The 25,470-nt window shown below is 64.3% G+C and carries 21 protein-coding genes; 9 read left to right on the top strand and 12 right to left on the bottom strand.

All coding sequences use genetic code 11. The features are described 5' to 3' along the window. The first annotated feature begins 2 nt into the window (after positions 1–2). Genes DM807_RS07975 through DM807_RS07955 form a run of 5 tightly spaced genes read left to right on the top strand, consistent with a single transcriptional unit; the run spans position 3 to position 5,853 of the window. Positions 3–947, top strand: coding sequence for a DUF58 domain-containing protein (locus DM807_RS07975; protein ID WP_012271234.1), 945 nt, complete (start codon positions 3–5; stop codon positions 945–947). Continuing rightward, a complete protein-coding gene (locus DM807_RS07970; protein WP_060493345.1) occupies positions 944–1,438 on the top strand; it encodes a DUF4381 domain-containing protein in 495 nt (164 codons plus the stop codon). The genes DM807_RS07975 and DM807_RS07970 overlap by 4 nt, the downstream gene beginning before the upstream one ends. Continuing rightward, positions 1,431–2,507, top strand: coding sequence for a vWA domain-containing protein (locus DM807_RS07965; RefSeq protein ID WP_060493346.1), 1,077 nt, complete (start codon positions 1,431–1,433; stop codon positions 2,505–2,507). The genes DM807_RS07970 and DM807_RS07965 overlap by 8 nt, the downstream gene beginning before the upstream one ends. Then, positions 2,504–4,222: a vWA domain-containing protein gene (locus DM807_RS07960; protein WP_179027240.1), complete on the top strand. Its 1,719-nt coding sequence runs from the start codon at positions 2,504–2,506 to the stop codon at positions 4,220–4,222. Before DM807_RS07965 ends, DM807_RS07960 begins: the two co-directional genes overlap by 4 nt. Further along, positions 4,219–5,853 (top strand): BatD family protein, encoded by a 1,635-nt coding sequence (locus DM807_RS07955; protein WP_012271230.1) that lies wholly within the window; start codon positions 4,219–4,221, stop codon positions 5,851–5,853. The genes DM807_RS07960 and DM807_RS07955 overlap by 4 nt, the downstream gene beginning before the upstream one ends. Positions 5,854–6,006: 153 nt before the next feature. On the opposite strand, the gene DM807_RS28070 is transcribed toward DM807_RS07955, so the two are convergent. Beyond that, complete coding sequence (locus DM807_RS28070) at positions 6,007–6,663, bottom strand: RHS repeat-associated core domain-containing protein (RefSeq protein WP_179027239.1); 657 nt, start codon at positions 6,661–6,663, stop codon at positions 6,007–6,009. Positions 6,664–6,875: 212 nt separating this feature from the next. Between DM807_RS28070 and DM807_RS07945 the strand changes: the two genes are divergently transcribed. The 3 genes from DM807_RS07945 to DM807_RS07935 are packed head-to-tail and all read left to right on the top strand — an operon-like array spanning position 6,876 to position 12,345. Continuing rightward, a complete protein-coding gene (locus tag DM807_RS07945) occupies positions 6,876–8,114 on the top strand; it encodes an exonuclease SbcCD subunit D C-terminal domain-containing protein (protein ID WP_012271228.1) in 1,239 nt (412 codons plus the stop codon). Beyond that, positions 8,111–11,755 carry an AAA family ATPase gene (locus DM807_RS07940; RefSeq protein WP_179027238.1) on the top strand — a complete coding sequence of 1,215 codons (3,645 nt, stop codon included), beginning with the start codon at positions 8,111–8,113 and terminating at the stop codon, positions 11,753–11,755. Before DM807_RS07945 ends, DM807_RS07940 begins: the two co-directional genes overlap by 4 nt. Beyond that, on the top strand, positions 11,752–12,345 hold the full coding sequence (locus DM807_RS07935) for a glutathione S-transferase (RefSeq protein ID WP_012271226.1): 594 nt from the start codon (positions 11,752–11,754) through the stop codon (positions 12,343–12,345). Before DM807_RS07940 ends, DM807_RS07935 begins: the two co-directional genes overlap by 4 nt. Before the next feature lie 132 nt (positions 12,346–12,477). On the opposite strand, the gene DM807_RS07930 is transcribed toward DM807_RS07935, so the two are convergent. From DM807_RS07930 to DM807_RS07880, 11 genes are all read right to left on the bottom strand, one after another. Then, positions 12,478–12,657, bottom strand: a complete 180-nt coding sequence (locus DM807_RS07930) for a hypothetical protein (RefSeq protein ID WP_012271225.1) — start codon at positions 12,655–12,657, stop codon at positions 12,478–12,480. A 122-nt stretch (positions 12,658–12,779) separates the two neighbouring features. Next, entirely contained in the window at positions 12,780–13,910 is a 1,131-nt protein-coding gene (locus DM807_RS07925; protein WP_226343015.1) for a lactonase family protein, read from the bottom strand. Next, positions 13,876–14,166 (bottom strand): DUF5629 family protein, encoded by a 291-nt coding sequence (locus tag DM807_RS07920; RefSeq protein ID WP_060493366.1) that lies wholly within the window; start codon positions 14,164–14,166, stop codon positions 13,876–13,878. Before DM807_RS07920 ends, DM807_RS07925 begins: the two co-directional genes overlap by 35 nt. A 63-nt stretch (positions 14,167–14,229) precedes the next feature. Next, positions 14,230–16,605, bottom strand: a complete 2,376-nt coding sequence (locus tag DM807_RS07915) for an efflux RND transporter permease subunit (RefSeq protein ID WP_041166422.1) — start codon at positions 16,603–16,605, stop codon at positions 14,230–14,232. Positions 16,606–16,625: 20 nt separating this feature from the next. Then, positions 16,626–17,654 carry a WD40/YVTN/BNR-like repeat-containing protein gene (locus tag DM807_RS07910; RefSeq protein WP_179027237.1) on the bottom strand — a complete coding sequence of 343 codons (1,029 nt, stop codon included), beginning with the start codon at positions 17,652–17,654 and terminating at the stop codon, positions 16,626–16,628. 184 nt (positions 17,655–17,838) lie between these two features. Further along, entirely contained in the window at positions 17,839–20,496 is a 2,658-nt protein-coding gene (pepN, locus tag DM807_RS07905; protein ID WP_179027236.1) for an aminopeptidase N, read from the bottom strand. A gap of 13 nt (positions 20,497–20,509) precedes the next feature. Further along, positions 20,510–21,340, bottom strand: coding sequence for a DUF2797 domain-containing protein (locus DM807_RS07900; protein ID WP_012271219.1), 831 nt, complete (start codon positions 21,338–21,340; stop codon positions 20,510–20,512). Beyond that, positions 21,337–21,597: a YeaC family protein gene (locus DM807_RS07895; RefSeq protein WP_003260154.1), complete on the bottom strand. Its 261-nt coding sequence runs from the start codon at positions 21,595–21,597 to the stop codon at positions 21,337–21,339. The genes DM807_RS07900 and DM807_RS07895 overlap by 4 nt, the downstream gene beginning before the upstream one ends. A 13-nt stretch (positions 21,598–21,610) precedes the next feature. Further along, positions 21,611–22,498 carry a rhomboid family intramembrane serine protease gene (locus DM807_RS07890; protein ID WP_012271218.1) on the bottom strand — a complete coding sequence of 296 codons (888 nt, stop codon included), beginning with the start codon at positions 22,496–22,498 and terminating at the stop codon, positions 21,611–21,613. Then, positions 22,495–23,466 carry a metallophosphoesterase gene (locus DM807_RS07885; RefSeq protein WP_012271217.1) on the bottom strand — a complete coding sequence of 324 codons (972 nt, stop codon included), beginning with the start codon at positions 23,464–23,466 and terminating at the stop codon, positions 22,495–22,497. The genes DM807_RS07890 and DM807_RS07885 overlap by 4 nt, the downstream gene beginning before the upstream one ends. Beyond that, complete coding sequence (locus tag DM807_RS07880) at positions 23,466–24,356, bottom strand: NAD(+) kinase (RefSeq protein ID WP_179027235.1); 891 nt, start codon at positions 24,354–24,356, stop codon at positions 23,466–23,468. Before DM807_RS07880 ends, DM807_RS07885 begins: the two co-directional genes overlap by 1 nt. Between DM807_RS07880 and DM807_RS07875 the strand changes: the two genes are divergently transcribed. After that, positions 24,355–25,377, top strand: coding sequence for a DUF1853 family protein (locus tag DM807_RS07875; RefSeq protein ID WP_060515089.1), 1,023 nt, complete (start codon positions 24,355–24,357; stop codon positions 25,375–25,377). The genes DM807_RS07880 and DM807_RS07875 overlap by 2 nt on opposite strands. Positions 25,378–25,470 lie beyond the last annotated feature (93 nt).

The raw sequence follows: 25,470 nt of genomic DNA, 5'->3' as shown, positions 1-25,470 counted from the left end.
CCATGCCCACTGCGCAGCTGACCGAACCTGGCATCCGCATCGGCCTTGCCGAGCTGATCGACATGCGCCACCGCGTGCGCGAAATCCAGCTGTTTTCCAAGCCCGGCCAGCGCAGCCCGCTGGTGGGCCTGCACCATTCCAAGCTGCGTGGGCGCGGCGTGGACTTCGACCAGGTGCGCGTGTACCAGGCCGGCGATGATGTGCGCAACATCGACTGGCGGGTCACTGCACGTACCCAGGAACCGCACACCAAGCTGTTCCACGAAGAGCGCGAGCGGCCAATCTTCATCCTCGTCGAACAAAGCCAGCGGCTGTTCTTCGGTTCGGGGCTGATGTTCAAATCGGTGCTGGCGGCCCAGGCCGCCGCACTGTTCGGCTGGGCCGCGCTGGGCCACAACGACCGCATCGGCGGCCTGGTGTTCGGCGACAACGAACACCACGAAATCAAACCCCGGCGCAGCAAACAAAGCCTGCTGCAATTGCTCAATCGCCTGGCCAAGGTCAACCAGTCGCTGCACACCGAGGCCACGCCCGGGGCCGACAGCCTCGGCCTGGCCCTGCGCCGTGCCCGCGAAGTGCTGCGCCCCGGCAGCCTGGCCATCGTGATCTGCGACGAACGCTCGCTCAGCGCCCAGGTGGAACAGCACCTGGCCATGCTCTCGCGGCATTGCGACCTGCTGTTGTTGCCGGTGTCCGACCCGCTCGACCATGCCCTGCCCGCCGCCGGCCTGCTGCGCTTCGCCCAGCGCAGCGCCCAGCTGGAGCTGGACACCCTCGACGCCAACCTTCGCCAGGCCTACCGCCAACAGGCCGAAGCACGCATCGAGCGCTGGGAGGTGCTGGCGCAAAAGCTGCGGGTGATACTGATGCCACTGAGCACGCAAAGCGAAATGATCGAGCAACTGCGCGAGTACCTGAACGCCCAGCGCCCACGGAGCGCGTCATGAACCCGCTCGATCAATTGCACCCGCTGATCGCTCCGGCACCGATCAGCCTGTGGCCACCGGCACCGGGCTGGTGGCTGCTACTGGCCGTGTTACCGCTGCTGGGCTGGGGCCTGTGGCGGCTGCGTCGCTGGCGCCCGGGCAAGCGCCGCATCGTGCGCGCCGAGCAACCTCTGGACCCGGTGCGCGTGGAAGCCCTGGCCGAGCTGGCCCGCCTGCCACGCCCGTACGACGGCGCCCCGGCGGGCGCCTGGCTGCAACAGATCAACGCCCTGCTCAAGCGCCTGTGCCGCAACCACTACCCAGGCGCCAATAGCCACACGCTCAACGGCCGCCAGTGGCTGGCATTTCTCGACAACCGTTGCCCGGCCGCCGGCCTGACCCGCTGGATGGTACTGGTCGAAGGCGCCTACAAACCCGAGTGCAAACTCGACGACAAGGCCATTGCCGGGCTCAGCCAAGCCGTCGAAACCTGGATCCGCAAGCATGTTTGAACTGGCCTGGCCGTGGGTCTTCGCCCTGTTGCCGCTGCCTTGGCTGGCGCGCCTGCTGCTGCCGGCCGCCGACAGTGGCGAGCCGGTACTCAAGGTAGGCTTCCTCAGTGAACTGGAAGGCCTGGCCGGGCGCCGTGCGCGGCTTAACCTGCCAACCTGGCGCCAGCAGGCGCCGTTCGTCGTCATCTGGCTGCTGCTGCTGTGCGCTGCTGCTCGCCCGCAATGGCTGGGCGAACCGGTGCCAGTGGCCGCCAGCGGCCGCGACCTGCTGGTAGCGGTGGACGTGTCCGGGTCGATGGACTTCCCCGACATGCAGTGGAAAAACGAAGACATCAGCCGCCTCGACCTGGTCAAAGCGCTGATGGGCGATTTTCTGCAAGACCGTGAAGGCGACCGCGTGGGGCTGATCCTGTTCGGCAGCCAGGCGTACTTGCAGGCGCCGCTCACCTTCGACCGACGCACCGTGCGCACCTTCCTCGACGAAGCGCAAATCGGTATCGCCGGCAAGAACACCGCCATCGGCGACGCCATTGGCCTGGCGGTCAAACGCCTGCGCCAACGCCCGGCTCAAAGCCGAGTGCTGGTACTGATCACCGACGGTGCCAACAACGGCGGGCAGATCCACCCACTGACCGCCGCCCGCCTGGCGGCCCAGGAAGGGGTACGCATCTACACCATCGGTATCGGCGCCAACCCCGAAGCCAGTGGCACCCCCGGCCTGCTCGGCCTCAACCCGAGCCTGGACCTGGACGAAGCCGCCCTCAAGGAAATTGCCGACATCACCCACGGTGCCTACTTCCGCGCCCATGACGGCGCCGAGCTGGACGCCATCGGCGACACCCTCGACCAGCTGGAGCCGGTGGCCCAGCAACCGACCCAAGCCCGCACTGCTCAGGCCCTGTACGCCTGGCCATTGGCCCTGGCGCTGCTGCTCAGCGTGCTACTGGTAGTGGCCGTGCAGTGGCCCGACAACCTGCTGCAACGCCTGCTGCGCAAGCCGCGTTTCCTGCAGCCGCACCCCGAATGGCGCCAGCGTTTGAAGCGCCTGCGCTTGAGGAGGCGGCGATGATCGACCTATGGCCGCAATGGCTGCGTCCGCTCTGGTTGCTGGCGGTGCCCCTGCTCGGCTGGCTGCTGTACAAGCTGTGGCACCGGCGCAAACGCGCCGGGCGCTGGCAGATGATTTTGCCGCCCGCCTTCCATGGCGTATTGCTGGGCGGTGGCAGCGGCAGCACCAGCAAATTGCCGTGGATAGCCCTGGGCCTGGCCTGGGCGCTGGTGATCCTGGCCTTGCTCGGGCCCAGCTGGCAGCGCGTGGAAGAAAGCCGCCAACGGCCGGCCGACCCACTGGTGATCCTGCTCGAACTGACCCCGCAGATGCTCGCCGAAGACAGCCCGCCCAACCGCCTGGAACAGGCCCGGCGCAAAATCCTCGACCTGCTTGAACACCGCCGCGACAGCCAGACGGCGCTGGTGGTGTATGCCGGGTCCGCGCACACCCTGGTGCCGCTGTCCGACGACCTGGCCACCACCCGCAACTTGCTCGAGGCCATCGACCCATCGATCATGCCCAAACCCGGCCAACGCGCCGACCTGGCCGTGCAAAAAGGCCTGGCGCTGCTGGCCCAGAGCGGGCTCGGACAAGGCCGCCTGCTGCTGATCGCCTCGGCCCTCAGCGCGCCAGAGCGCCAGGGCATTGCCCAGGCCCTCGGCCGCCAAGGCCCAAGCCTGCTGATGCTGGGCATCGGCAGTCGAGAAGGCGCCCCCGTGCGCCAGGCCAATGGCGAATACCTCAAGGACGACCAGGGCGGCATCCTCCTGCCACGTCTGGACAGCGCCAGCCTCAAAAGCTTTATCAGCGGCACCGGCGGGCGCTACAGGCATGCCCGTATAGACGACCTCGACCTGCGCGGACTGGGCCTGTTCGACAACCCACGGGTCGGGCGCAATGACGGCCAGACCCTGCAGCTGGACAGCTGGGCCGACCAGGGTTACTGGCTGCTGATCCCATTGCTGCTGCTAGCCGCCTGTGCCGGCCGGCGCGGCTGGCTGTTCTGCCTGCCTCTGCTGCTGGCCTTGCCGCAGCCCAGCCAGGCTTTCGAATTCAACGACCTGTGGCTGCGCCCCGACCAGCAAGGCCTGCGGCTGCTGGAGCAAAATCGCCCGGCCAGCGCTGCGCGCCACTTCCAGGACTCGCAATGGCGCGGCATGGCCTTGTACCAGTCCGGCGACTATGCCGGAGCCGCCGAAGCATTTTCCCAAGGCGACACCGCAGCCGCCCACTACAATCGAGGCAATGCCCTGGCCCACAGCGGCGAACTGGAAGCCGCCCTGGACGCCTACGAGCAAGCTTTGGAGCGTCAGCCCGACCTGCAAGCCGCGCTGGACAACCAGGCACTGGTGCAACAACTGCTGCAGCAGCGTGAAGCCAAGGCCGAGGAACAACCGCCCAGCAGTGATGCCCAAGGCACACCTGGCAGCGAAACCGAAGGCAACAGCAGCTCGGCTGGCAGCCCAGCCCAAGGCACACCCGGCAACGACCAGGAAGCCAACGCCGAACAAGCCGGCGAAAGCAGCAGCAACAACCAAGCCGCACCCGGCAACCAGGCCGGGGGGGACGACAGCGTCATCCAGCCGCCACAGCGCCCGGTGTCCACCAACCTCGATACCGAACAGCGCCAGGCCCTGGAACAATGGCTGCGGGAAATCCCCGACAACCCGGCGGAGCTGCTGCGGCGCAAGTTCTGGTATGAACAGCAATTGCATCAGGAAAACCCACGATGAGTCGCTTCGGCGTCTTTCTCCTCACCCTGCTATGGGCCGTTCTGGCTCAGGCCGAACCGCTGCTGCAAGCCAGCGTCGACCGCACTCGCCTGGAGGCCGGCGAAAGCCTGGAACTGACCCTGGAAAGCCAGGACGTTACCCAGTTCGGCAAGCCCGACCTACGCGCCCTGGAAGGTGACTTCGAAGTGCGCGGCACGCGCCAGCTGAACAGCTTGCATACCCTCGACGGCGAAACCCGCGCCAGTACCCGCTGGATCATCACCCTGCTGCCACGGCGCAGCGGCAGCCTGCGCATTCCCGAGCTGCAACTGGGCCAGTCGCACAGCCAGGCCATCGAACTGCAAGTGCTGCAAGCCGATGCCAGCCGCCCGGACAGCGCCTCACAGGTGTTCATCGAGGCCACCCTCGACAGCAACGACGTCTATGTCCAGGCACAGGCCGTGCTCACCCTGCGCATCTACCACTCGGTAGCCCTGTACGACGACAGCAGCCTGACCCCGCTGCAACTGGAGAACGCCAAGGTCGAGCCACTGGGCGAATCGCGCACCTATGAAAAGGAAATCAACGGCGTGCGTCACGGCGTGATCGAAACCCGCTATGCAGTGTACGCCCAGCAAAGCGGCAGCCTCGACATCCCGCCACTGACGTTCACCGCCACGGCCGCCGCCAGCAACGACGAGGCGCCACAGGCCAACGGCACCGCCCGCGCCGGCCGCCAGGTACAGGTCAGCTCGCTGCCGTTGCGCCTCACTGTTCGGCCTGTTCCGGCCGCCTGGCCCGCCGGCGTGCCGTGGCTGCCAGCGCGCAACCTGACCCTGGAAGAGCACTGGAACCCCGACCCCGGCAGCCAGAAGGTGCAAATTGGCGACTCACTGACGCGCAACATCACCTTGCGTGCCGAAGGCTTGTCCAGCACCCAACTGCCGCCGCTGCCGGCCACGGAGATCATCGGCCTGCGCCGCTACCCCGACCAGCCGCTGTTGCGCAACGAAATCAACGAACGCGGCATGACCGCCAACCGCGAAGAGCGCGAAGCCCTGGTGCCCACCCACGCCGGCACGTTGGCCTTACCGGCGCTGGAGGTGGCCTGGTGGAACACCCGCGAAGACCACTTGGAACACAGCAGTTTGCCAGCGCGCACCTTGAACGTGCAGGACAACCCGGCGCTGAGCGCCGACACCCCGGTGGGCGAAAACAGCAACGCCAGTACCCTGCTGTGGCCTTGGCAGCTAGCCACACTGCTGTTCGCCCTGACCACCGTGCTGGGCTTTGCCCTGTGGTGGCGCGCCCGCTCGCGGCCTGCGGTGCTGCGTGCCGCGCAGAACGGGCCAAGCCCGCGTACCCTGCTGGATGACCTCAAGCGCGCGTGCCAGGCCAACGACCCACAGGCCACGCGCCAGGCGCTGGATGCCTGGGCCCGGCAACAGCCGGAAACCCTGGCCGAGATGGCGGCGCGCTTCGTGCCGTTGTCGGATGCGCTGGATGGGTTGAACGGGGCGTTGTACAGCGAGAGTGGCCAATATTGGCAGGGGGAGGATTTGTGGCGGGCGATCGGGACGATTCCGCCGGCCGAGCAGGTGCTGTTGCCGGCGGGTGAGACCGGCACCTTGCCGCCGCTTTATCCCAAGTAACGCGCTGCCTGCACGATCCCTGTGGGAGCGGCCTTGTGTCGCGATGGGGTGCGAAGCGCCCCTCCAGGACCTTCGCATCATCGCAAGATTGCCGGGGCCGCTTGCGGCCCTTTCGCGACACAAGGCCGCTCCTACAATGAACAGCGCATCACTCTAGCGAGACTGGGTGTTGCTACTTTCGCGCAACTCCATACCCAAGTCGACAACTGATTTTGTAACAGTCGTGGTACTACGCAGCATTGGCGGAAAAGGATCAGTCGTATTCAACAATGCGTTGATCATCGGTGTATCCGATGTAACCGGCAGATCCAGAACCCGCTTATTCGCTTTGACAAGATGTTGAGATTCAGTAGCCGCTAAAACTTTTACAATGGCTAACTGCTTGTTGTGCAGCCTGTTATTCGCTTGCCCATCGCTCGCAATTTTTCTTTTAGTCATCTGCTCCCCTAGCTTATTGAACTCAACCTTCAGCGCCTGACTTGTCCACGCGGGGTTTAACGGTTTTCGGAAAGCACGCCTTGTAGGGACACCTCTAATGAATGCATCGCCTGTGCGCCCGCTTGGATCGCACCTGTTGAGTGGGTCATTCGAACAATACGCATAGCTATTGAAGCCACCCTCACCGAAAGGGCTGAAGCTGTCCGGCGACCAGAAGCGCATCAGAACCGGGCTGAACGCCCGATACCCATTGCCCAACAGGTAACTCGCCAACTCGACGGCCAGCCGCTCACCATTGAAACCAAGTACCGTGCTATTCGATGGCCAATCGGAGTACCCGTATGCCGTGTAGACCTGCGTCAATGTTGCCATTGCCCAGCCTCATTCAAGTGAGCCAGTTGCAGACTGCTCGAGCACAATTTTTTCAGCCATGAACAACGGCAAGGCAACTGACAAAAATGCCAGGCGAGCGCGGCCCATGTAGCCGCGGCCTTGTGTCGCGATTGGGCCGCACAGCGGCCCCACGCTTGGGTTACCATACCGCCCTTCCCCCGCTTGCCCGATTCGACACCAACAGGTCATCCATGCGTCTGTTTCATACCTCCGACTGGCACCTGGGCCAAAGCCTGCACGGCCAGGAACGCGACTTCGAACACGCCTGCTTCCTCGACTGGCTGCTCGGCCAGCTGCACCTGCGTCAACCCGATGCGCTGCTGATCGCCGGCGATATCTTCGACACGGTCAACCCGCCGGTCAAAGCCCAGGAACGCCTCTACGACTTCATCGTCCAGGCCCACGAGCAACAGCCCAAGCTGGACATCGTGATGATCGCCGGCAACCACGATTCGGGCTCGCGCATCGAACTGCCCGCCGCGCTCATGCGGCGCCTGCGCACCCATGCCCTGGGCCGTGTGCACTGGCTGGACGAGGGCCAGCTGGATGCCGAGCGGCTGCTGATTCCGCTGACCAACGGCCGTGGCAAGGTCGCTGCCTGGTGCCTGGCCCTGCCTTTCCTGCGCCCGGCTGAAGTGACCGGCCCGCACCTGGGTGACGACTACCTGCAAGGCATCACCCAGGTGCACCAGCAACTGATCGCCGCCGCGCAAAAAAAGCGCAAGAAAGACCAGGCGCTGATCGCCATCAGCCATGCACACATGGCCGGTGGATCCGTGTCGGAAGACTCCGAACGCAGCCTGATCATCGGCAATGCCGAGGCGCTGCCGGCCAAGCTGTTCGACAAGGCCATCAGCTACGTTGCCCTGGGCCACCTGCACAAACCGCAGAAGGTCAACCGCGAAGAGCGTATTCGCTACAGCGGCTCGCCGATTCCGCTGTCGTTCGCCGAAATCAACTACCCACACCAGGTGCTGGAAGTGGAGCTGGACGGCGCTGGCCTGGTCAGCGTCGAACCGCGCCCGGTACCGCGCGCGGTAGCCCTGCAACGGGTGGGCCCGGCGCCGTTGGGCGAGCTGCTGCAGCAACTGGCCGACCTGCCGGTGATCGACCTGCTCGAAGACCCCAACCGCCAACCTTGGCTGGAAGTGCGGGTTGTTCTGGACGAGCCGCAACCCGACCTGCGCCAGCAAATCGAAACTGCGCTGGAGGGTAAGGCGGTACGGCTGATCCGCATCAGCGCCGAATACGCTGGCCGCACCAACGCCGAAGATGACGACTTGGCCTTTGTCGAACTGGCCCAGATGACCCCGCAAGATCTGTTCAGCCGTGCCTGGGAGCAAGCCTACGGCAACCCCGCCGACGAGCAGGCGCTGGCCGACTTCGCCCTGCTGTTGCAGGACGTGCAGCAGGAAGAGGAACAGCCATGAAGATTCTCGCCATCCGCCTGAAGAACCTGGCATCACTGGCCGGCCCGGTCGAAATTGACTTCACCGCAGAACCCTTGGCCAGCGCGGGCCTGTTCGCAATCACCGGGCCGACCGGTGCCGGCAAGAGCACCCTGCTCGACGCCTTGTGCCTGGCGTTGTTTGGCACCGTGCCACGGCTCAATGACATCGGCCGAGAGGCCAAGGTGCCGGATGCCGACGGCGAAATCCCCACGTCAGACCCGCGCAACCTGCTGCGCCGTGGCACCGGCAGCGGTTTTGCCGAGGTCGATTTCGTCGGCATCGATGGCCGCCGCTACCGTGCCCGCTGGGAAGCCAACCGCGCCCGCGACAAAGCCAACGGCAAACTGCAACTTAGCCGCCAGAGCCTCTACGATCTCGACAGCGAGCAAGTACTGGCCAGCGCCAAGAACGAGTTCAAACCACTGGTCGAGGCCAGTCTGGGCCTGAACTTCGAGCAGTTCACCCGTGCAGTGATGCTGGCCCAGAGCGAGTTCGGCGCGTTCCTCAAGGCCGACGACAAAGAGCGCAGCGAACTGCTGGAAAAGCTCACCAACACCGCCATCTACACCCGCCTGGGCCAGCGCGCCTTCAGCAAGGCGCGTGAAGCCGGCGAGGCGCACAAAGCCCTGAATGACCGCGCCAGCCACTTGTTGCCGATGGCCGTCGAAGCCCGTACCGAGCTCGACCAACGCCTGGAGCAGGCGCAGCAACAGTTCAAGGCCGACCAAACCGGCGAGCGCCAACTTGAGCAGCAACGCAGCTGGCTGAATGAGCAACGCCAGCTGCAAGCCCAGCACGTCGAAGCCGGCACCGCACTGCAGGCCGCTGAACAGGGCTGGCAGTTGCTGGCCGAACCCCGCCTGGACTTGGTACGCCTGGAGCGCCTGGCGCCACAACGTCACCAATTTCATCGCCAACAGGCACTCAGCGCACAACTGGCGCCAGTGGCCGCGAAAATTGCCGAGCTGCAACAGCAGCAAGACGCACTGCAGGTGCGTACCCACGAGCTGGAACAGGCGCTGAACGCTGCCCGCCAAGCGCTGGCCGATCGCCAGGCCCAGCATGGCGAAAACACCCCACGCCTGCGCCAGGCCTTTGCCGCCCAGGACAACCTGGCCCGCCTGGACCAGGAGCTGGCCGCCCAGCGCAGCAGCAACCAACAGGCTGAACAGCAAGTCGCTGACGGCCAGCAGCAGCTGCAGCAGTTGGAAGACAATCAGCAGCGCAGCCTGCAGCAACTGGCACAGATCGACACCGCGCTTGCCGACAGTCAGCACCTGGCGGGCCTGGCCGATGCCTGGCACGCCTACTTGCCGCAACTTAAACAGGTGATGCTGATAGGCGGCCGCCTGAGCAAAGGCCGCGACGAGCTGCCCGGCCTGCAGGCCCTGGCCAGCCAGGCCAATGCACACTTGCAGGCCGAGCGTGACGCCTACGACCTGCTGTTCCGCGAGGCCAAGGCCGAACCACAGGCCCTTGCCGAGCAGATCGACCTGCTGGGCGGCATGCTGCAGGACAACCGCAAGCAGCAGCGCGCCGTCGAGGAACTGTCGCGCCTGCACGCCCGTGAACGGGAGCTGCGCCAGCAGTTGGACGCCGCGCGCGAACGGCAGCAGCAGGCCATGCAGCAGCGCCAGCAGCTGATTACCGAGGGCACCGCCGCCAAGGCCGAGCTGGAGGCCGCCGAACAGGCGCTCACCCTCACCCGCCAGTTGCTGGAGCGCCAGCGCCTGGCACGCAACACCAGCGTCGAAGAACTGCGTGGCCAATTGCGCGACGGCGAACCCTGCCCGGTATGCGGCAGCGCCGAACACCCGTTCCATCAGCCCGAAGCGCTGCTGCAGAGCCTGGGCCGCCATGACCAGGCCGAAGAAGACGCCGCCCAGAAACAGGTCGAAAGCCTCAACAGCAAACTGGTGGAGCTTCGTACCCAGCTGGGTGTGGTCAATGCTCAACTCAAGGACTACCAGCAGCAACAGCAACACCTGAGCGAACAGCTGCAGCCAATAGTGGCCCAGGTACAGGCGCACAGCCTGTGGCCTGCCCTCGCCCCGCAGGACGACATCGCCCGTAGCACCTGGCTCGACAGCCAACTGCGGCGCCTGGACGAACACATCGGCCAGGACGAGAAGCGCCAAAAAGTCCTGCTAGCCCTACAAAAAGACGCCGCCCGCCTCAACCAGCAACTGCAGGCCGCCCACGACGCCCAGCAGCAGGCCCAGCGCCACCTGGAGCAACAGCACCAGGCCCTGGCCAACGATGAGCAGCAGTTGCAGCAAGGCCTGAGCGACCTGGCCGGGGTTCTGCCCGAGGAAGCCCTCAAGGCCCTGAACGAAGACCCGGCCAATGCCTTCCTGGCCCTTGACCAGCAAATTGCCCTGCGCCGGCAACACCTGGAACAGCGCAAGGACGAACAGGAAGAACAGCAAGCCCGCCAAACCCAGCTGGACAAACTGCGCGACCAACAACAGGCGCGCGTGCAAGGCCAGCAGCAGTTGCAACAAAAGCTGGCTACCCTCGACGAGCAACGCCAGCAAGCCCAGGCCTCGCTCGGCGAGCTGCTCGGCGAACATGCCAGCGCCGAAGCCTGGCAACAGCACATGGACACCGCGCTGGAGCAAGCCCGTGCCCTTGACGCCGACACCGCCCAGCGCCTGCAGGAACTGCGCACCCAGGGCGTACAACTGGCCAGCGAGCTCAAGGCCAATGCCCAGCAGCAACAGGCGCTGACCAGCGAATGCCAGCAGTTGCAGGGCCAGATCGCCCAATGGCGCAGCGAGCACCCGGAACTGGATGACGCCGGGCTGGACCGCCTGCTGGGCATGGATGATGCCCAGGTGAATGAACTGCGCCAGCGCCTGCAAAACGCTGAAAAGGCCATCGAACAAGGCCGGGTGCTGCTGCAGGAACGTGAGCAGCGCCTGCAGCAGCACGCCGCGCAAATGACCGTGGACACCTCGGTCGAAGCCCTGGAGCAAGCCCTGACCGAGCTACGCGAGCGCCTGACCCTGCACGAGCAACAGTGCGCAGAATTGCGCGCGCTGCAGGCCGACGACCAGCGCCGGCAGCAGGCCCACCAAGCACTGGCGGCAGAAATCGATGAGGCTCGCCAGCAATGGCAACGCTGGGGTCGCCTGAATGACCTGATCGGTTCGGCTTCGGGCGACGTGTTCCGCAAGATTGCCCAAGGCTACAACCTCGACCTGCTGCTGCACCACGCCAACGCCCAGCTACGCCAGCTGGCCCGCCGCTACCGCCTCAAGCGCGGCGGCAGTGCCCTGGGCCTGCTGGTACTGGATACCGAGATGGGCGACGAACTGCGTTCGGTGCACTCGTTGTCGGGCGGGGAAACCTTCCTGGTATCGCTGGCCCTGGCCCTGGGCCTGGCGTCAATGGCCTCCAGCACCCTGCGCATCGAATCGCTGTTCATCGACGAAGGCTTCGGCAGCCTCGACCCCGAGTCGTTGCAACTTGCCATGGACGCCCTCGACGGCTTGCAGGCCCAAGGCCGCAAGGTGGCGGTGATTTCCCACGTGCAGGAAATGCACGAGCGCATCCCGGTGCAGATCCAGGTGCGGCGCCAGGGTAATGGCCTGAGTGACGTGGAGGTGTGTGGGTGATCCTCTACTCGTTCCGCCGCTGCCCCTGGGCCATGCGCGCGCGCCTGGCCCTGCGCTACGCCGGCTGCGCGGTGGAAGTACGCGAGGTGGCGATGAAGAACAAGCCGGCAGAATTGCTGGCCTTGTCGCCCAAAGGCACGGTGCCGGTGCTGGATACCGGTGCCGGAGTGCTGGAAGAGAGCCTGGACATCATGCGCTGGGCGCTGGCGCAAAATGACCCGCAGGATTGGCAACTGCAGGCAGACCCTGCGGCGGCGCAGCACGCTGAAGCCCTGATTGCGCGCAACGACACTACGTTCAAGGCGCAGGTGAACCTGTACAAGTATGCCGAGCGTTACCCGGCGTATCCCCGCGAGCATTACCGCCAACAGGCCGAAGCCTGGTTGGCGGAACTCGAAGGCCTGCTGACGGGGCGAGCCTATTTGCTGGCCGATCACCCAAGCCTCGCCGATGCCGCGTTGCTACCCCTGATGCGCCAGTTTGCCGGGGTCGAACCGCAGTGGTTCGCCGAGGCGGCTTATCCGCAAGTGCGGAGCTGGCTGGAGGGGTGGCTGGCTTCGGAGCTTTTTAAGTCGGTAATGGCCAAGTAATCAGCTTTCGACTTTACGCGGAGCCCTGTGGGAGCGGATTTACCCGCGAAGCAGGTCGCGCGGTGCATGGCAAGGGCTTCGCCCTTGTTCGCGGGTAAACCCGCTCCCACAGGGTACGCGTGAGGCTTGGCATCAGTGGTTGTGCTTGCCACTGAGGGCCGCATGGAAATTGGCACTCTGGCGCAGGTACTGCTCGGTGTAACTGTGGGTAGCAGAAGCCTTGCCGCTGCTGTCGGCATGGGCGTGCGCTGGCAGTACGACCGATGCGGAAATGGCGGATGCGGCAATGACCGGGAAGAGATTGAAGTTCATCTGGGCTGACCTCGACGGCGGTGGTTTGACAGTGGCCCGTTTGGGCCTTGGGTCAAACTTACGCCGCCGACGCCGAACGCAAAAATTCATTGCAGCAGTATCGATTATCACGCCGATCGATATCACTCGATGAACTTCAGGTCCGAAGGTGCTTCCTGCTTCAGTGTCTGCACCGTCTCCAGCAGCTTGCCACTGCGCGGATCGCGGCGCATCACCACGATCTGGTTGCTCTTCTGGTTGGCCACCAGCAGGAAGTTGTCACTGGGGTCCAGGGCAAACTCACGGGGATGATCACCTTCCACCGAGCGACGTTGCAGAAACGCCAACTGGCCATCGTCCTTGCCCACACTGAACACAACGATTTCGTTGGCCGTTCCGCGATTGCTCACGTACAGGAAGCGCCCATCTGCCGACAGGTGCAAGCCTCCCGCCGCCTTGGCCGCAGGGTCCTGCTGTTCGGCCAGCGGCAAGCGCTGGCGCTCGAGCAAGGCATCGTCCTTGACATCGAACATCACCACTTCGCCACTCATTTCCAGCGTCAGGTAGGCATGCCGGCCCTTGGCGTCGAACAGCAGGTGACGCGGCCCGCTACCTGGCGGCAAGTCCACCGAGGCCGGGATTGCCGGGCTCAACGGCTTGTCCACACTGGCACCGTCGTAGCGGTAGATGAACACCTTGTCTGCACCCAGGTCGCAGGCATACACATGCTGGCCATCGGGCGACAGCACCAGTGAATGCACGTGGGCACCGGCCTGACGCTCGGGGTTGACCCCACTTGCCTTGTGCCGGGCCTGTTGCACCACGGCCTTGAGCTTGCCGTCCTTGGCCACCGGGATCACCACCAGGCTGCCGCCGGGGTCGGGCTTGACCGCGTAGTTGGCCACAAACAGGTAACGCTGGTCACGGCTGAGGCTGGCGTGAGTCGGTTCGTCACCTTGGGTGGCCACCTGGTTGAGCGGCTTGATCTCACCCTTGGCACTGACGCTGAAACTACTGGCATGCCCACCCTGGGTTTCATTGACCGCGAACAGCAGGCGCTGGTCGGCCGACAGCACCAGCCATGAAGGGCTGACGCTCTTCACCACTTGTTGCGGTGTGGGGTCGATGTGGCCGGCCTTTTCATCGAACTGGTAGCGGTAGATACCCTGGCTGGCGCCATCGGTGTAGCTGCCCACCAGCAAGGTGGCGGCGTGGGCATTGATTGTCAGGCTCATCAGGCTAGCGGTCAGCAGGCTCGTCCAGGTCCGGTTCATCTTGGTCTTCATCCGGGGCGCGAAAGGCACTCATACAGACTAGCCGATGCGCGCCGTTGGCATCGTTGAGTTGCCACTCATCGCCGGTGGCAACGGCGCCGGCGACTTGCTCGGGGGTGAATGACCAGCGGCGCAGTTGGCGGCCGTCCATGCATTCGATGGTAAGGCCGGACTCATCGGCGGTGAAGTCGAAGGCGTGCAGGCCGTCGATGAGGAGCATGTCGCAGGACTGCAGGGCGTTGGCGAGGGGGGACATGGGGGTACCTGTGGAAGAAGTGGCGGCATTATAACCTGGGGCCGCAAAGCGGCCCCCTGCCATTTAATGGGCGAAAATCGACCCACCCTCCTTGCCCACCATTTTTTCAGGCTTGATGAGGAACCGCGCCAGGGCCGGCAGCAGCCAAAGCGCGCCAAACATGTTCCACAGCAGCATGAAGGTCAGCATCAAGCCCATGTCCGCCTGGAATTTGATCGCCGAGAAAATCCAGGTGCACACGCCGATGGCCAGGCACAAACCGGTGAACAACACCGCTTTACCGGTCGAACGCAGGGTCTGGTAGTACGCTTCCTGCAACGGCAAGCCGGCGCGCAGGAAGCTTTCCAGGCGGCTGTAGATGTAGATACCGTAGTCCACGCCAATTCCCACACCCAGCGCCACCACCGGCAAGGTCGCCACCTTCACCCCGATGCCCATGTAGGCCATCAGTGCGTTGCCCAACACCGACGTCAGCACCAGCGGCAGCACGATGCACAGCGTGGCGGCGAACGAGCGGAAGGTGATCAGACACATCACTGCCACGCAGATGTACACCAGGATCAGGATGGTCAACTCGGCTGACTTGATCACTTCGTTGGTCGCAGCCTCGATCCCGGCGTTGCCCGCTGCCAGCAAGAATTGCAGGCCCTCCTTGTTGTGGCTGTCGGCAAACGCCTTGGCCACGGCGGTAACCCGCTCCAGGGTTTCAGCCTTGTGGTCGTTGAGGAACACCAGCACGGGTGCCAGTGAGCAGTCGCCGTTGTACAGGCCGTCGGCACGAGCAATGGAGTTGTTGAGGATGTCCGGGTTACGCGACAGGGTTTCCCATTTCAGGCTGCCCTCGTTCATGCCCTTGATCACCTGCTTGGACACGGTCACCAGGGAAATAGCCGACTGCACGCCCGGCGTGTTCTGCATGGTCCACATCAGCTCGTCGATCGGTGCCATGGTCGAGTGGACAGAACACTTCTCCGACGGGGTCTTGACCATGATCACCAGCACGTCGGAGCTGGTCGAGTAGTTGCTGATGATGAAGTTGTTGTCCTGGTTGTAGCGTGAGTCAGGGCGCAACTCCGGCGCGCCCTGGTCGAGGTCGCCGATCTTCAGGTTCTGGCTGTACCACAGGCCACCGGCGAAGGCGACCAGTGCCAACAGCACCGAAACCGGCGCCACCTTGGCACTGGCAAAGTTCGACAACAGCCGCCAGAACGGGTGCTCGCGCGTCGCGTCCTTCTTGCTGCGCTCGATGGCCTTCTTGCTGATGCCAACGTAGGAAATGGCCACCGGCAACAGGATCAGGTTGGTGAACACGATCACCGCCACGCCAATGGAGGCGCCGATGGCCAGCTCGCGAATCACCCCGATGTCGATGATCAGCAAGGTGATGAAGCCCACCGCGTCGGCAAGGATAGCGATCATCCCCGGCAGGAACAGCTGGCGGAAGGTACGCCGTGCCGCGGTCAGGGCGTTGTCGGCGTCACTCGACTGCAAGGCAATACCGTTGATCTTCTGCACCCCGTGGGAAATACCAATGGCGAAGATCAGGAACGGCACCAGCATCGAGTACGGGTCCAGGCCAAAGCCCACCGCATGCATCAGCCCCAGCTGCCAGACCACCGCCACCAGGGTGGTGATGAGCACGGCGATGGTGCTGCGGATACACCAGGTGAACCAGTACAGCAGTACCCAAGTGATGGCCAGCGCGACGCCGAAGAACATCGCCACCATCACCAGGCCATCGATCAGGTCACCGACCTTCTTGGCGAAGCCGACGATGTGAATTTTCACATTGGGGTTTTGTGCCTGGAACTTGTCGCGGACCTTCTCTTCAAGCAGGTGCGAGAACTGTTGGTAGTCCAGTTTCACCTGTTTGCCTGGGTCTTGCGGGTCGGGATAGCTTTCCAGCAGCGGTACATCGACGATGCTGGACTTGAAGTTGTTGCCCACCAGGCGCCCCACCTGGCCGGACTTGAGCACGTTGTCACGCAGGGTGTCGAGGCTGTCCTGCGAGCCGTTGTAGGTGTTGGGGATTACCTCGCCACCGGAGAAGCCCTCTTCGGTGACCTCGCTCCAGCGCACACTGGGGCTCCACAGCGACTTCAGCCCGGCACGGTCGACACCGGGGATGTAGAACACTTCGTCATGGACCTGGCGCAGGGTCTCCATGTAGTCCTTGTCGAAGATATCGCCGTTCACCGCTTCCACCGAGATGCGCACGGTGTTGCCCAGGTTGGCCAGGTCGTTGCGGTGCTCCATCATCTGCTCGATGAACGGGTGCTGCAGCGGGATCATCTTCTCGAAGCTGGTGGACGGGCGAATCTGCGTGGCCTGCCAGAACAGGAAAATGCTGACCAGCACGCACAGGGCGATGACCACGGGGCGATTGTTGAAGATCAGGCGTTCAAGCAGCGTGGCCTTGTCCTGGTGATGCGGGTGCATGGTAATGCTCTCCCTGCTGGTCATCGGCTCACCCCCTCGGCGCCCTGGGCATCAGCCAGGTGTACGCCACCCTGCCCCACCAACAGCAGGCCGCCGTTGGCCAAGCCACTGACGCCGGCCAGGGCGATGCGGTCGGCACGGTTGTACACGCTGAAGGTTTGCCCATCATCGGTGCTGCGCAACACACTGCCGCCATTGCCGACCAGCACCAGGCTGCCATCATCGACAAGCGTAGCGCCTGCCAGGCCGAATTCGAGGTTACCGCGTGCGGCCTTGAGTTCGATCGGCTGCCAGCTGTCACCGAAGTCGCTGGAGCGGAACAGGTTGCCGCGCAGGCCGTAGGCCAGCAGTGTTTGCGGTTTGGCGGTACCGATCACGCCGAACAGCGAGCCCTCGTAGGGGCCCTGTACCTTGGCCCACGTCTGGCCGTTGTCGGCGGAGCGGAACATGCCGCCCTGCTCGCCGACGATGAACAGGCCGGCTTCGCGCACCCGAGCGATGCCGTTCAGGTGCAACTGGTCGGGGTTGTCCAGCCGCTCGGCCACGTCTTGCCAGTGCTGGCCACCGTCGGTGGTTTCCAGCAAGGCGCCGTAGGCCCCCACGGCAAAGCCGTGCTGGGCGTCGAGGAAGGTGACATCGAGCAAGGGGGCTTCACGGGCGAGGTCTTCGTATTGCTTGCTCCAGGTCGCGCCGCCGTCGCTGCTGGCGAGGATCTGCGCGTCATGGCCGACTGCCCAACCACGCTTGTCGTCGAGGAAGTACACCGCCGTGAGCAGTTGCCGGGTCGGTACACGGGCTTGGGTCCAGGTGCTGCCCTGGTCATCGGAGAACAGGATATGGCCACGATCACCCACCACCACCAGGCGCTTGCCAGCATGGGTGGCGCCGATCAACAGGCTTTGGCTGGCCTTGGCCGATTCGGTGGAATATTCGTCGGCCCCGGCGGCCTGGGCACTGTCGGCCCACACCCCCAATGCCAGTGCCAGCACTGCGCTGGCCGCCCATGGCCAGGCACCACGCCTGGCTGGCGCCTGTAGCTGTTCCCTCATGACTGCCCCCTGTTGTGTTCTTGTTGGTGGGTCAATGCATTGCAGGTACTGCGAAAAGCCTGATCTAGAGGCCTGCAATAGCTTGAGGGGATCGTAGCGGGGATGTTTGCGGGAATACAACGGGCGGGGTGTTATGTTTTGTTATCCGGGAATGCAGGGGGCTGCTGCGCAGCCCCCTTGGCCCTTAAGCCAGGCTCTTGCTCACAACCTCATACACATCACTGGACAGCTCACCAGAAGCGAGAATCCGCTCCAACTCACCTTTCATCAGGGCCTGGCGCGCCTCGTCATACTTGCGCCAGCGGGTCAGCGGCGCCAGTTGGCGCGAAGCAATCTGCGGGTTCAGTGCATTCAGCTCGATCACCAGGTCCGCCAGGAAGCGATACCCCGAGCCATCGGCCGCATGGAAGTTGACCAGGTTCTGACCGGCAAAAGCACCGATCAGCGCACGCACCTTGTTCGGGTTCTTCAAGGTGAACGCCGGGTGCTGCATCAGCGCCTTGACCCGCGCCAGCCCGCCCGGCAAGGCGCTTGCCGCCTGCACGCTGAACCACTGGTCCATGACCAGCGGGTTGTCCTTGAAGTGCTCGGCAAAGGCTTCCAGCGCCTTGGCACGCTCGGCTTCGAACGGCGAGTTGACCAATACTGCCAGCGCGGTCAGGCGCTCGGTCATGTTGTCGCAGTGCTCGAACTGCTCCAGGGTCGCTTCCAGCACCTGCGGCTTGCCGCTCTGCATCAAGTACGACAGGGCGATGTTCTGCAAGCTGCGGCGGGCAAAGTGCTCGGCAGACGCCACATACTCGGTGCTGCGCGACACTTCTCGGTTGGCCTGATAGCGCGCCCACAGGGCGTCGAACAGTTGCTCGGCGATCTGCTGGCGGGCGAATTCGCGGGCGGCGTGGATGGCGTCCACATCGGCCACCTGGCTGATCTCGGTGAGGTAGGCCTCACCCGGCAGCGAGAGCATTTCGGCAACCATGGCCGGGTCCAGCGACTCGTTGCCGAGCACGGTGTCCAGGGCGGTGATCAGGCGCTGGTCGAGCTTCAGCGCTTCGCCGCGCTGATGCTGGCCGATCAGCTCCTGCAACACCTGCACCGACAACTGCTGGCCCGCTTCCCAGCGGTTGAAGCCGTCGCTGTCGTGCTGCATCAGGAACATCAGCTGGTCGCGGTCGTAGGGGAAGCTCAGCTTCACCGGGGCGCTGAAGCCACGCAGCAGCGATGGCAGCGGTTTGGCCTGGATGCGCTGGAAGGTGAAAGTCTGCTCGGCTTCGGTCACCGACAGCACGCGGCTGGTGCCCTGCGCCGTCGCTTCACCGGCCAGTTGCAGCGGCAGGTCGTTGCCTGCGGCGTCCAGCAGGCCCAGCTCCACCGGGACCACGAACGGCAGTTTTTCAGCCTTGTCCGGGGTTTGCGGGCAGCTCTGGCGGAACGTCAGGCTGTAGGTCTGCGCAGCGGCGTCATAAGCTTCGCTGACCTCCAGGCGCGGGGTGCCGGCCTGGCTGTACCAGCGTTTGAACTGGGTGAAATCGACGCCGTTGGCATCCTCCATGGCCTTGATGAAGTCGTCGGTGGTCACCGCCTGGCCGTCGTGGCGTTCGAAGTACAGGTCGCTGCCCTTGCGGAAGCCTTCGGCACCCAGCAAGGTTCGCACCATGCGCACCACTTCGGCGCCCTTCTCGTACACGGTCAGGGTGTAGAAGTTGGAAATTTCGATGAAGCTGTCCGGGCGCACCGGGTGGGCCATGGGGCCGGCGTCTTCGGCGAACTGGTGGGTGCGCAGGTAGGCGACGTCTTCGATGCGCTTGACCGTGCGCGAGTTCATGTCGGCGCTGAACTCGGCATCGCGGAATACCGTGAAGCCTTCTTTGAGCGACAGCTGGAACCAGTCACGGCAAGTGACACGGTTGCCCGACCAGTTGTGGAAGTACTCGTGGGCGACCACGCCTTCGACGCGCTGGTGCGCGGCATCGGTGGCGGTCTCGGCACGGGCCAGCACACAGCTGGAGTTGAAGATGTTCAGGCCCTTGTTTTCCATGGCGCCCATATTGAAGTCGTTTACCGCGACGATCATGAAGATGTCCAGGTCGTATTCACGGCCATAGACTTCTTCGTCCCAACGCATGGACTTCTTCAGGCTGACCATGGCGTGGTCGCACTTGTCGATGTTCTCGGGTTCAACATAGATGCGCAGGATCACGTCACGGCCGGACTGGCGGGTGAAGGTGTCCTCTACGCACCACAGGTCGCCGGCCACCAGGGCGAACAGGTACGCCGGCTTCATGAACGGGTCTTCCCAGGTCGCCCAGTGGCGGCCGTCTTCGGCCGGCCCGCTGCCGATCGGGTTGCCGTTCGACAGCAATACCGGGTAGCGATGCTGCTCGGCGATCACCGTGGTGGTGAACGTGCTCATCACGTCCGGGCGGTCGAGGTAGTAGGTGATCTTGCGGAAGCCCTCGGCCTCGCACTGGGTGCAGAACATCTTGCCCGACTTGTACAGGCCTTCCAGCGCGGTGTTGCTCTCGGGGTGGATCTTCACGCTGGTGTCGAGGGTGAACCGCTCGGCCTTGGGGTGCAGCGTCAGGCTGTCGGCTTCAAGCTGGTAGTCGCCCGCCTGCAGTTCCAGGTCGTCCAGCGAGGCCCGCAGCAATTCCAGCTGCTGACCGTCGAGCACCAGTGGCGGCAGGCCGGCACCGCGTGCCGGGTTGCGGCGCATGACCAGTTGCGCGTGAACCAGGGTGTGGTCCTCGAACAGCTCGAAGGTCAGGTGCGTCTCGTCGATCAGGTACTCGGGCGCCTGGTAATCCTTGAGGTAGATCACTTGCGGTTGTTCGGTACGCATGTGCAGGTCCTTTTTACTGGAGCACGGCCAACTGGTAGGCCGTGTACTTGCGAATATTGATCACACCGGTGTCGAAGATCAGGTACTGGCCCTTGATGCCCAGCAGCGTGCCTTCGGCCACCGGGTCCTTGTCGAGGTTGAAGCTGACGATCTTTTTCGGGTAGGCCTCGACCGGGTACTTCATCTGCACCACTTCGGCATCGGGCAACGGCTGGATCGCTTGCAGGCCAAAGCGCCCCTGCAGCTCGCGCAGGCCGTCGGCGCAGGCATCGAAGATCTGCTCGCGGATGGCGGGCAGGTCGAGCACCTCGGCGTCGCCCTTGAGCAGCGCACGCCAGTTGGTGCGGTCCGGCACCTGACTGCGCAGCACGTCTTCGACCAGGCCCGACTGCTGACGAGTAGCCACGCGCATGATCGGCAGGGCCTGGCTGGCACCCTGGTCGAGCCAACGGGTGGGCAACTGGGTGGCGCGGGTGATGCCGACCTTGATTCCCGAAGAGTTGGCCAGGTAGACCACGTGGTCGGTCATGCAGAACTGTTCACCCCACGACGGTTCGCGGCAGGTGCCGGCGTCGTAGTGGCATTTTTCCGGGGCCATGATGCACACGTCGCACTGGGCCAGCTTGGTCATGCAGGGGTAGCAGTAACCCTGGCTGAAGCTGGTCTTGGTGCGCTTGCCGCAATGGCTGCAGTGAATGGCGCCGAGGTATTCCAGGCGCAGACGCTGGCCGATCAGCGGGTTGACCGGCACCTGTGTGTCATCCAGGCGGAAGCTGTACTGCACCACCGGCGCCTGCAGGCTTACCGCCATTTTGCTCAACGAGCCACGAGCGAGTTCGATCAATGTACCGAGTCCGACTTGAACAGAATGTTGGCGATCGGCGCGGACTTCGATGCGCATTCCTGCGGGCCCATGTAGCCGGTACGCTGGTCTTCAGGCAGGTTTTTCATTTCCCAGGCGATGACCGCCTGCAGCGACAGCTCTTTCTGCTCGGCAGTGAGCTTGCGGCCATCCGACCATTTGCCAATTTCCACGGCCAGTTTCAGGCTCTCGTAGATTTCCGGGGTGATGTTTTCAATCATTTGCGCGAAAGTGGACATACAGTCTCCTGATTCAAGCCGACAGTTTACGCCGGGCCAGCGCCCCACCCAAGAGCCCGGTCAGGCATCCGATGAGCAGCCCGCCGACGTGGGCGGCATTGGCGATCTGGCCAAGGCCGAGGGTGCCGACCACACCGGTCAGGCACACCACCAGCCAGATCAGCATCATCACCAGCACACCCTTGGGCAGGTTGAAGTAACGGTTGGGCGCCAGCCACTGGAACAGCCACACATGCCCGAGCAGGCCGTACAGCACGCCGGACAGGCCGCCAAACAGGCTTGGCCCGCTGGTGTAGTGCTGGGCCAGGTTGGAAACCAGGCTGAACAACAGGGTCAGGCCCAGCAGCATCCAGGGCCCTTGGCGCAGCTCGATGCGCTTGCCCAGTTCCCAGTACCACAGGCTGTTCATGGCCAGGTGCAGCACGCCGAAATGCAGCAGCATGGGCGATACCAGGCGCCACCACTGGCCTTCGTCCAGGCTTTGCGCCAGCGAGCTGAAGTACAGGTAGTCGCCCTGGACGCGGAAGTCGAGGAAAGTGAACCAGCTGATGGTGGTGAAGTTGTCACCCAGGCTGGTGAGGCCGGCGACAATGAAGCACAGCAGCAGAGTGAGGGTGGTGACCTTGCAGGCTTTGGCTTGTTCTACCAGGGAGGGTTGTGCGGGGCTATTCGCGGGCAGGCCCGCTCCCCCAGGGTCCTGTGCAAGTTCGAGGTCGGCGTTGCCGTCGGGGTAGCGCTGGTACAGCTGCAGCACGTCTTGGGCCAGGGTATCGGGGGCCCAGAGGACCTGGGCATCGCCCTCCTCGCTGACCCGGTGTGGCACCTGCAGGCGCTGCAGCAGGTGAACGAAGCCGCTGAGGTCGACCGACAGCGGCAGGCGCATCACTTCGATAATGTTCATTGGTTGGCCTGTGGGCGGTCGACGTCGACCCAGACGAACTTGTGCGGGTCGATGCGGGTTTCATCATCCAGCCGGTAGGCGGCCAGCTTGCCGTAGAGCACGGCGCTGTAGTCCAGGCAGGCCAGGTTGGCGCGGATCGGCGCCGGGCGGCCGCTGCGCCAGTAATGGCCAACGAACAGCAGCGGCTCGTCTTCGTCATAGCGCAGCAAGGCGTTCTTCTGGCTGTGGCTGAGCGGGGTACTGGCCACCTCCGCGGGCAGGGCATCGGGCTGGAACACGATGTCGCCATAGGTTTGCGGGTCTTCTTCCCAGAACTTGGTGCGGAAGAACGCCCGGGTCAGGCCATCACCGCCAGTCAGGGTCAAGCCGTCCGGCAGGCGCATGTCGGTACCGCGCAACAGGCGGTTGCACACGGTGTCGGCAAAACTGCCGCTGACCGCCGAAGCCTGGATGAAATGTTCATCGATGCGCCCGTCGGGGTATTGCTGGCGCAACGGCTCGATCAGGCGCGGGTCCCAGCAGGCGTGCACCAGGCGGAAACGCCCAGCGTCAACGAACAGCGGCAGTTGGTAGAACCAGTTGACGAAGTCGTGCCAGTCGCCGGGGTGGTGGGCGAACTGGGTCAGGGTTTCATCGATCAGCCGGGCATGGCGTGGCGTGTGTTCACGAACATAGGCCTTGCCGCTGCCGGGCAGCGCCGGGGTCACCCAGCCCAGGGCGTTGTACTCGTGGTTGCCCATGATGCAGAACGCCTGACCGGCTTCGACCATGTCGTGAACGATGTGCAGCGCCTCGCGGATACGCGGCCCACGGTCGACGATATCACCGAGGAACAACGCCTGGCGTCGCGGGTGGCGCCACACGCCGGCCACGCGCTTGTATCCGAGAGTGTCGAGCAGGCGTTCAAGGGTCAGCGCACAGCCGTGCACGTCACCGATGATGTCGAAACTTCGCGCCGGATCGAACATCAGTCGTCCCTGCTCCCCAGGCGGCTGCCCCACCCCAGCTTGGTGCGGCAGACCTCGTAGTAATTGTGGTCCAACGGGTGGATCAGGCGCAGTTTCTGCGGTTTCTTGCTCACCGTGATGGTGTCGCCGGGGGCGCAGGTGAAGTGGTTCTGGCCGTCACAGGACACCTGCGGGTAGATCTGCAGGTCCTTGGAGACCACGATCTTCAGCTCGCTGTTGCCATCGACCACGATCGGCCGCCCCGACAGGGTGTGCGGGTACATCGGCACGATCACGATAGCGTCGAGCTTGGGGTGCATGATCGGCCCACCGGCCGACAGCGCATAGGCGGTGGAGCCGGTGGGGGTGGCGACGATCAGGCCGTCGGCCTTTTGGCTGCAGACGAACTGGCCGTCGATGTAGATCTCGAACTCGATCATGCGCGTGGACTTGCCGGGGTGCAGCACCACGTCGTTCAGCGCATCACCCTGGCCGATGGCTTCGTGGTGGCGGCGCACCTCGGCCTGCAGCAGGAAGCGGTTTTCTACCAGGTAGTGGCCATCGAGCACCTGGGCGACCTTCACTTCCAGCTCGTCGGGGCGGATGTCGGTGAGGAAGCCCAGGTTGCCACGGTTGATGCCCAGCACCGGAATGTTGTGCCGGGCCAGGGCACGGGCAGCGCCCAGCAGGCTGCCGTCGCCGCCGACCACGATGACCAGGTCGCAGACCTCGCCCAGCAGCTTGCGGGTGGAGGTTTGCAGGCCATGGCCAGGCAGCACTTCGGCGATGGTGTCCTCGAGGATCACGTGCAGGTGGCGATCGAGGAGGAATTTTTTCAGTCGGCGAATGGTGTCGAGCACCTGCGAGCTGCCAAGGCGACCGATGATACCGATATTGCGAAATTGCTCCATGGGGCTCCTGCGAGGCTCTGCGGCGGGTGACGATGCGCCGATTATGGGCGAAAGCACCGGGCAGCGGCAAACCGGCTATGCTCGCAGGATGACGCCATTCACCTTGCTCCAAGACCTGCCCCGACAATTGCAGCGCCCCGCCGTGCGCGATTTGGCCTGGGCCCTGCTGTCGCCGCCACTGCTCAGCGCCCCGCCCTGCCCCCAGCGCCACCCGCTGGCAGGCAGCCTGTGGGCGCAGCAGCCACAACGCCTTGAACAGTGGTTGCGCGGGCTGGATGACGACGACCGCCCGTTGCGCGAATGGCTGGCGAAACTGGGCAGCCGGCGCCTGGGGCATTACTACGAACGCCTGTGGCAATTCGCCCTGGGCCAGGCGCCGGGCATCGAACTACTGGCGGCCAACCTGGCGATTCGCGACGGCGGGCGCACCTTGGGCGAGCTGGACGTGGTACTGCGCGACGGCGACGGCGTGCACCACCTGGAACTGGCGATCAAGCTGTACCTGGGCCCTGAAGGCGGCGGGCTCAACCCGCACACCTGGCTGGGCCCAGGCTGCCATGACCGGTTGGGGACCAAGCTTGCGCACCTGGCCGGGCACCAGTTGCCCATGTCCAAGGGCGCGCACAGCCGCGAGCTGTTGGCCACGCTGGGGGTTGAGCAGGTGCAGGCCCATGTATGGCTGGGCGGCTATCTGTTCTATCCGTTGCCTGGGCATGCCGAGCCACCCGCTGGGGCCAACCCGCAGCACTTGCGCGGGCGCTGGGTGCGACGGCGGGACTGGGAGATGGCAGAGGGTGAGCATTGGCAGCCGCTGCAGCGGCATGCCTGGCTGGCACCGGCGCGGGTCGAAGCAGGCGAATGCTGGACGGTGGAGCAATTTGCGGCATGGTTGCATGTGCTGGAGCGGCAAGCGCCGGCACAGTTGCTGGTGAGGTTGGAGCAGGCGGGTGATGGCGCATGGCAGGAGGTGGAGCGGGTGTTTCTGGTGGCTGACAATTGGCCATTTTTACCCGAGGCATGATGTCGCCCGTTAAAAAGGCCGGTGCGGGCAACACAATTTTCACAGACCCAGCGCAAAGATTTGTTCCCGGTAACCTTTACAGTGGTACCTGAG

The organism is Pseudomonas hunanensis, from assembly GCF_013393325.1.
Taxonomy (GTDB): domain Bacteria; phylum Pseudomonadota; class Gammaproteobacteria; order Pseudomonadales; family Pseudomonadaceae; genus Aquipseudomonas; species Aquipseudomonas putida_P.
This window is presented reverse-complemented; position numbering and strand designations above follow the sequence as displayed.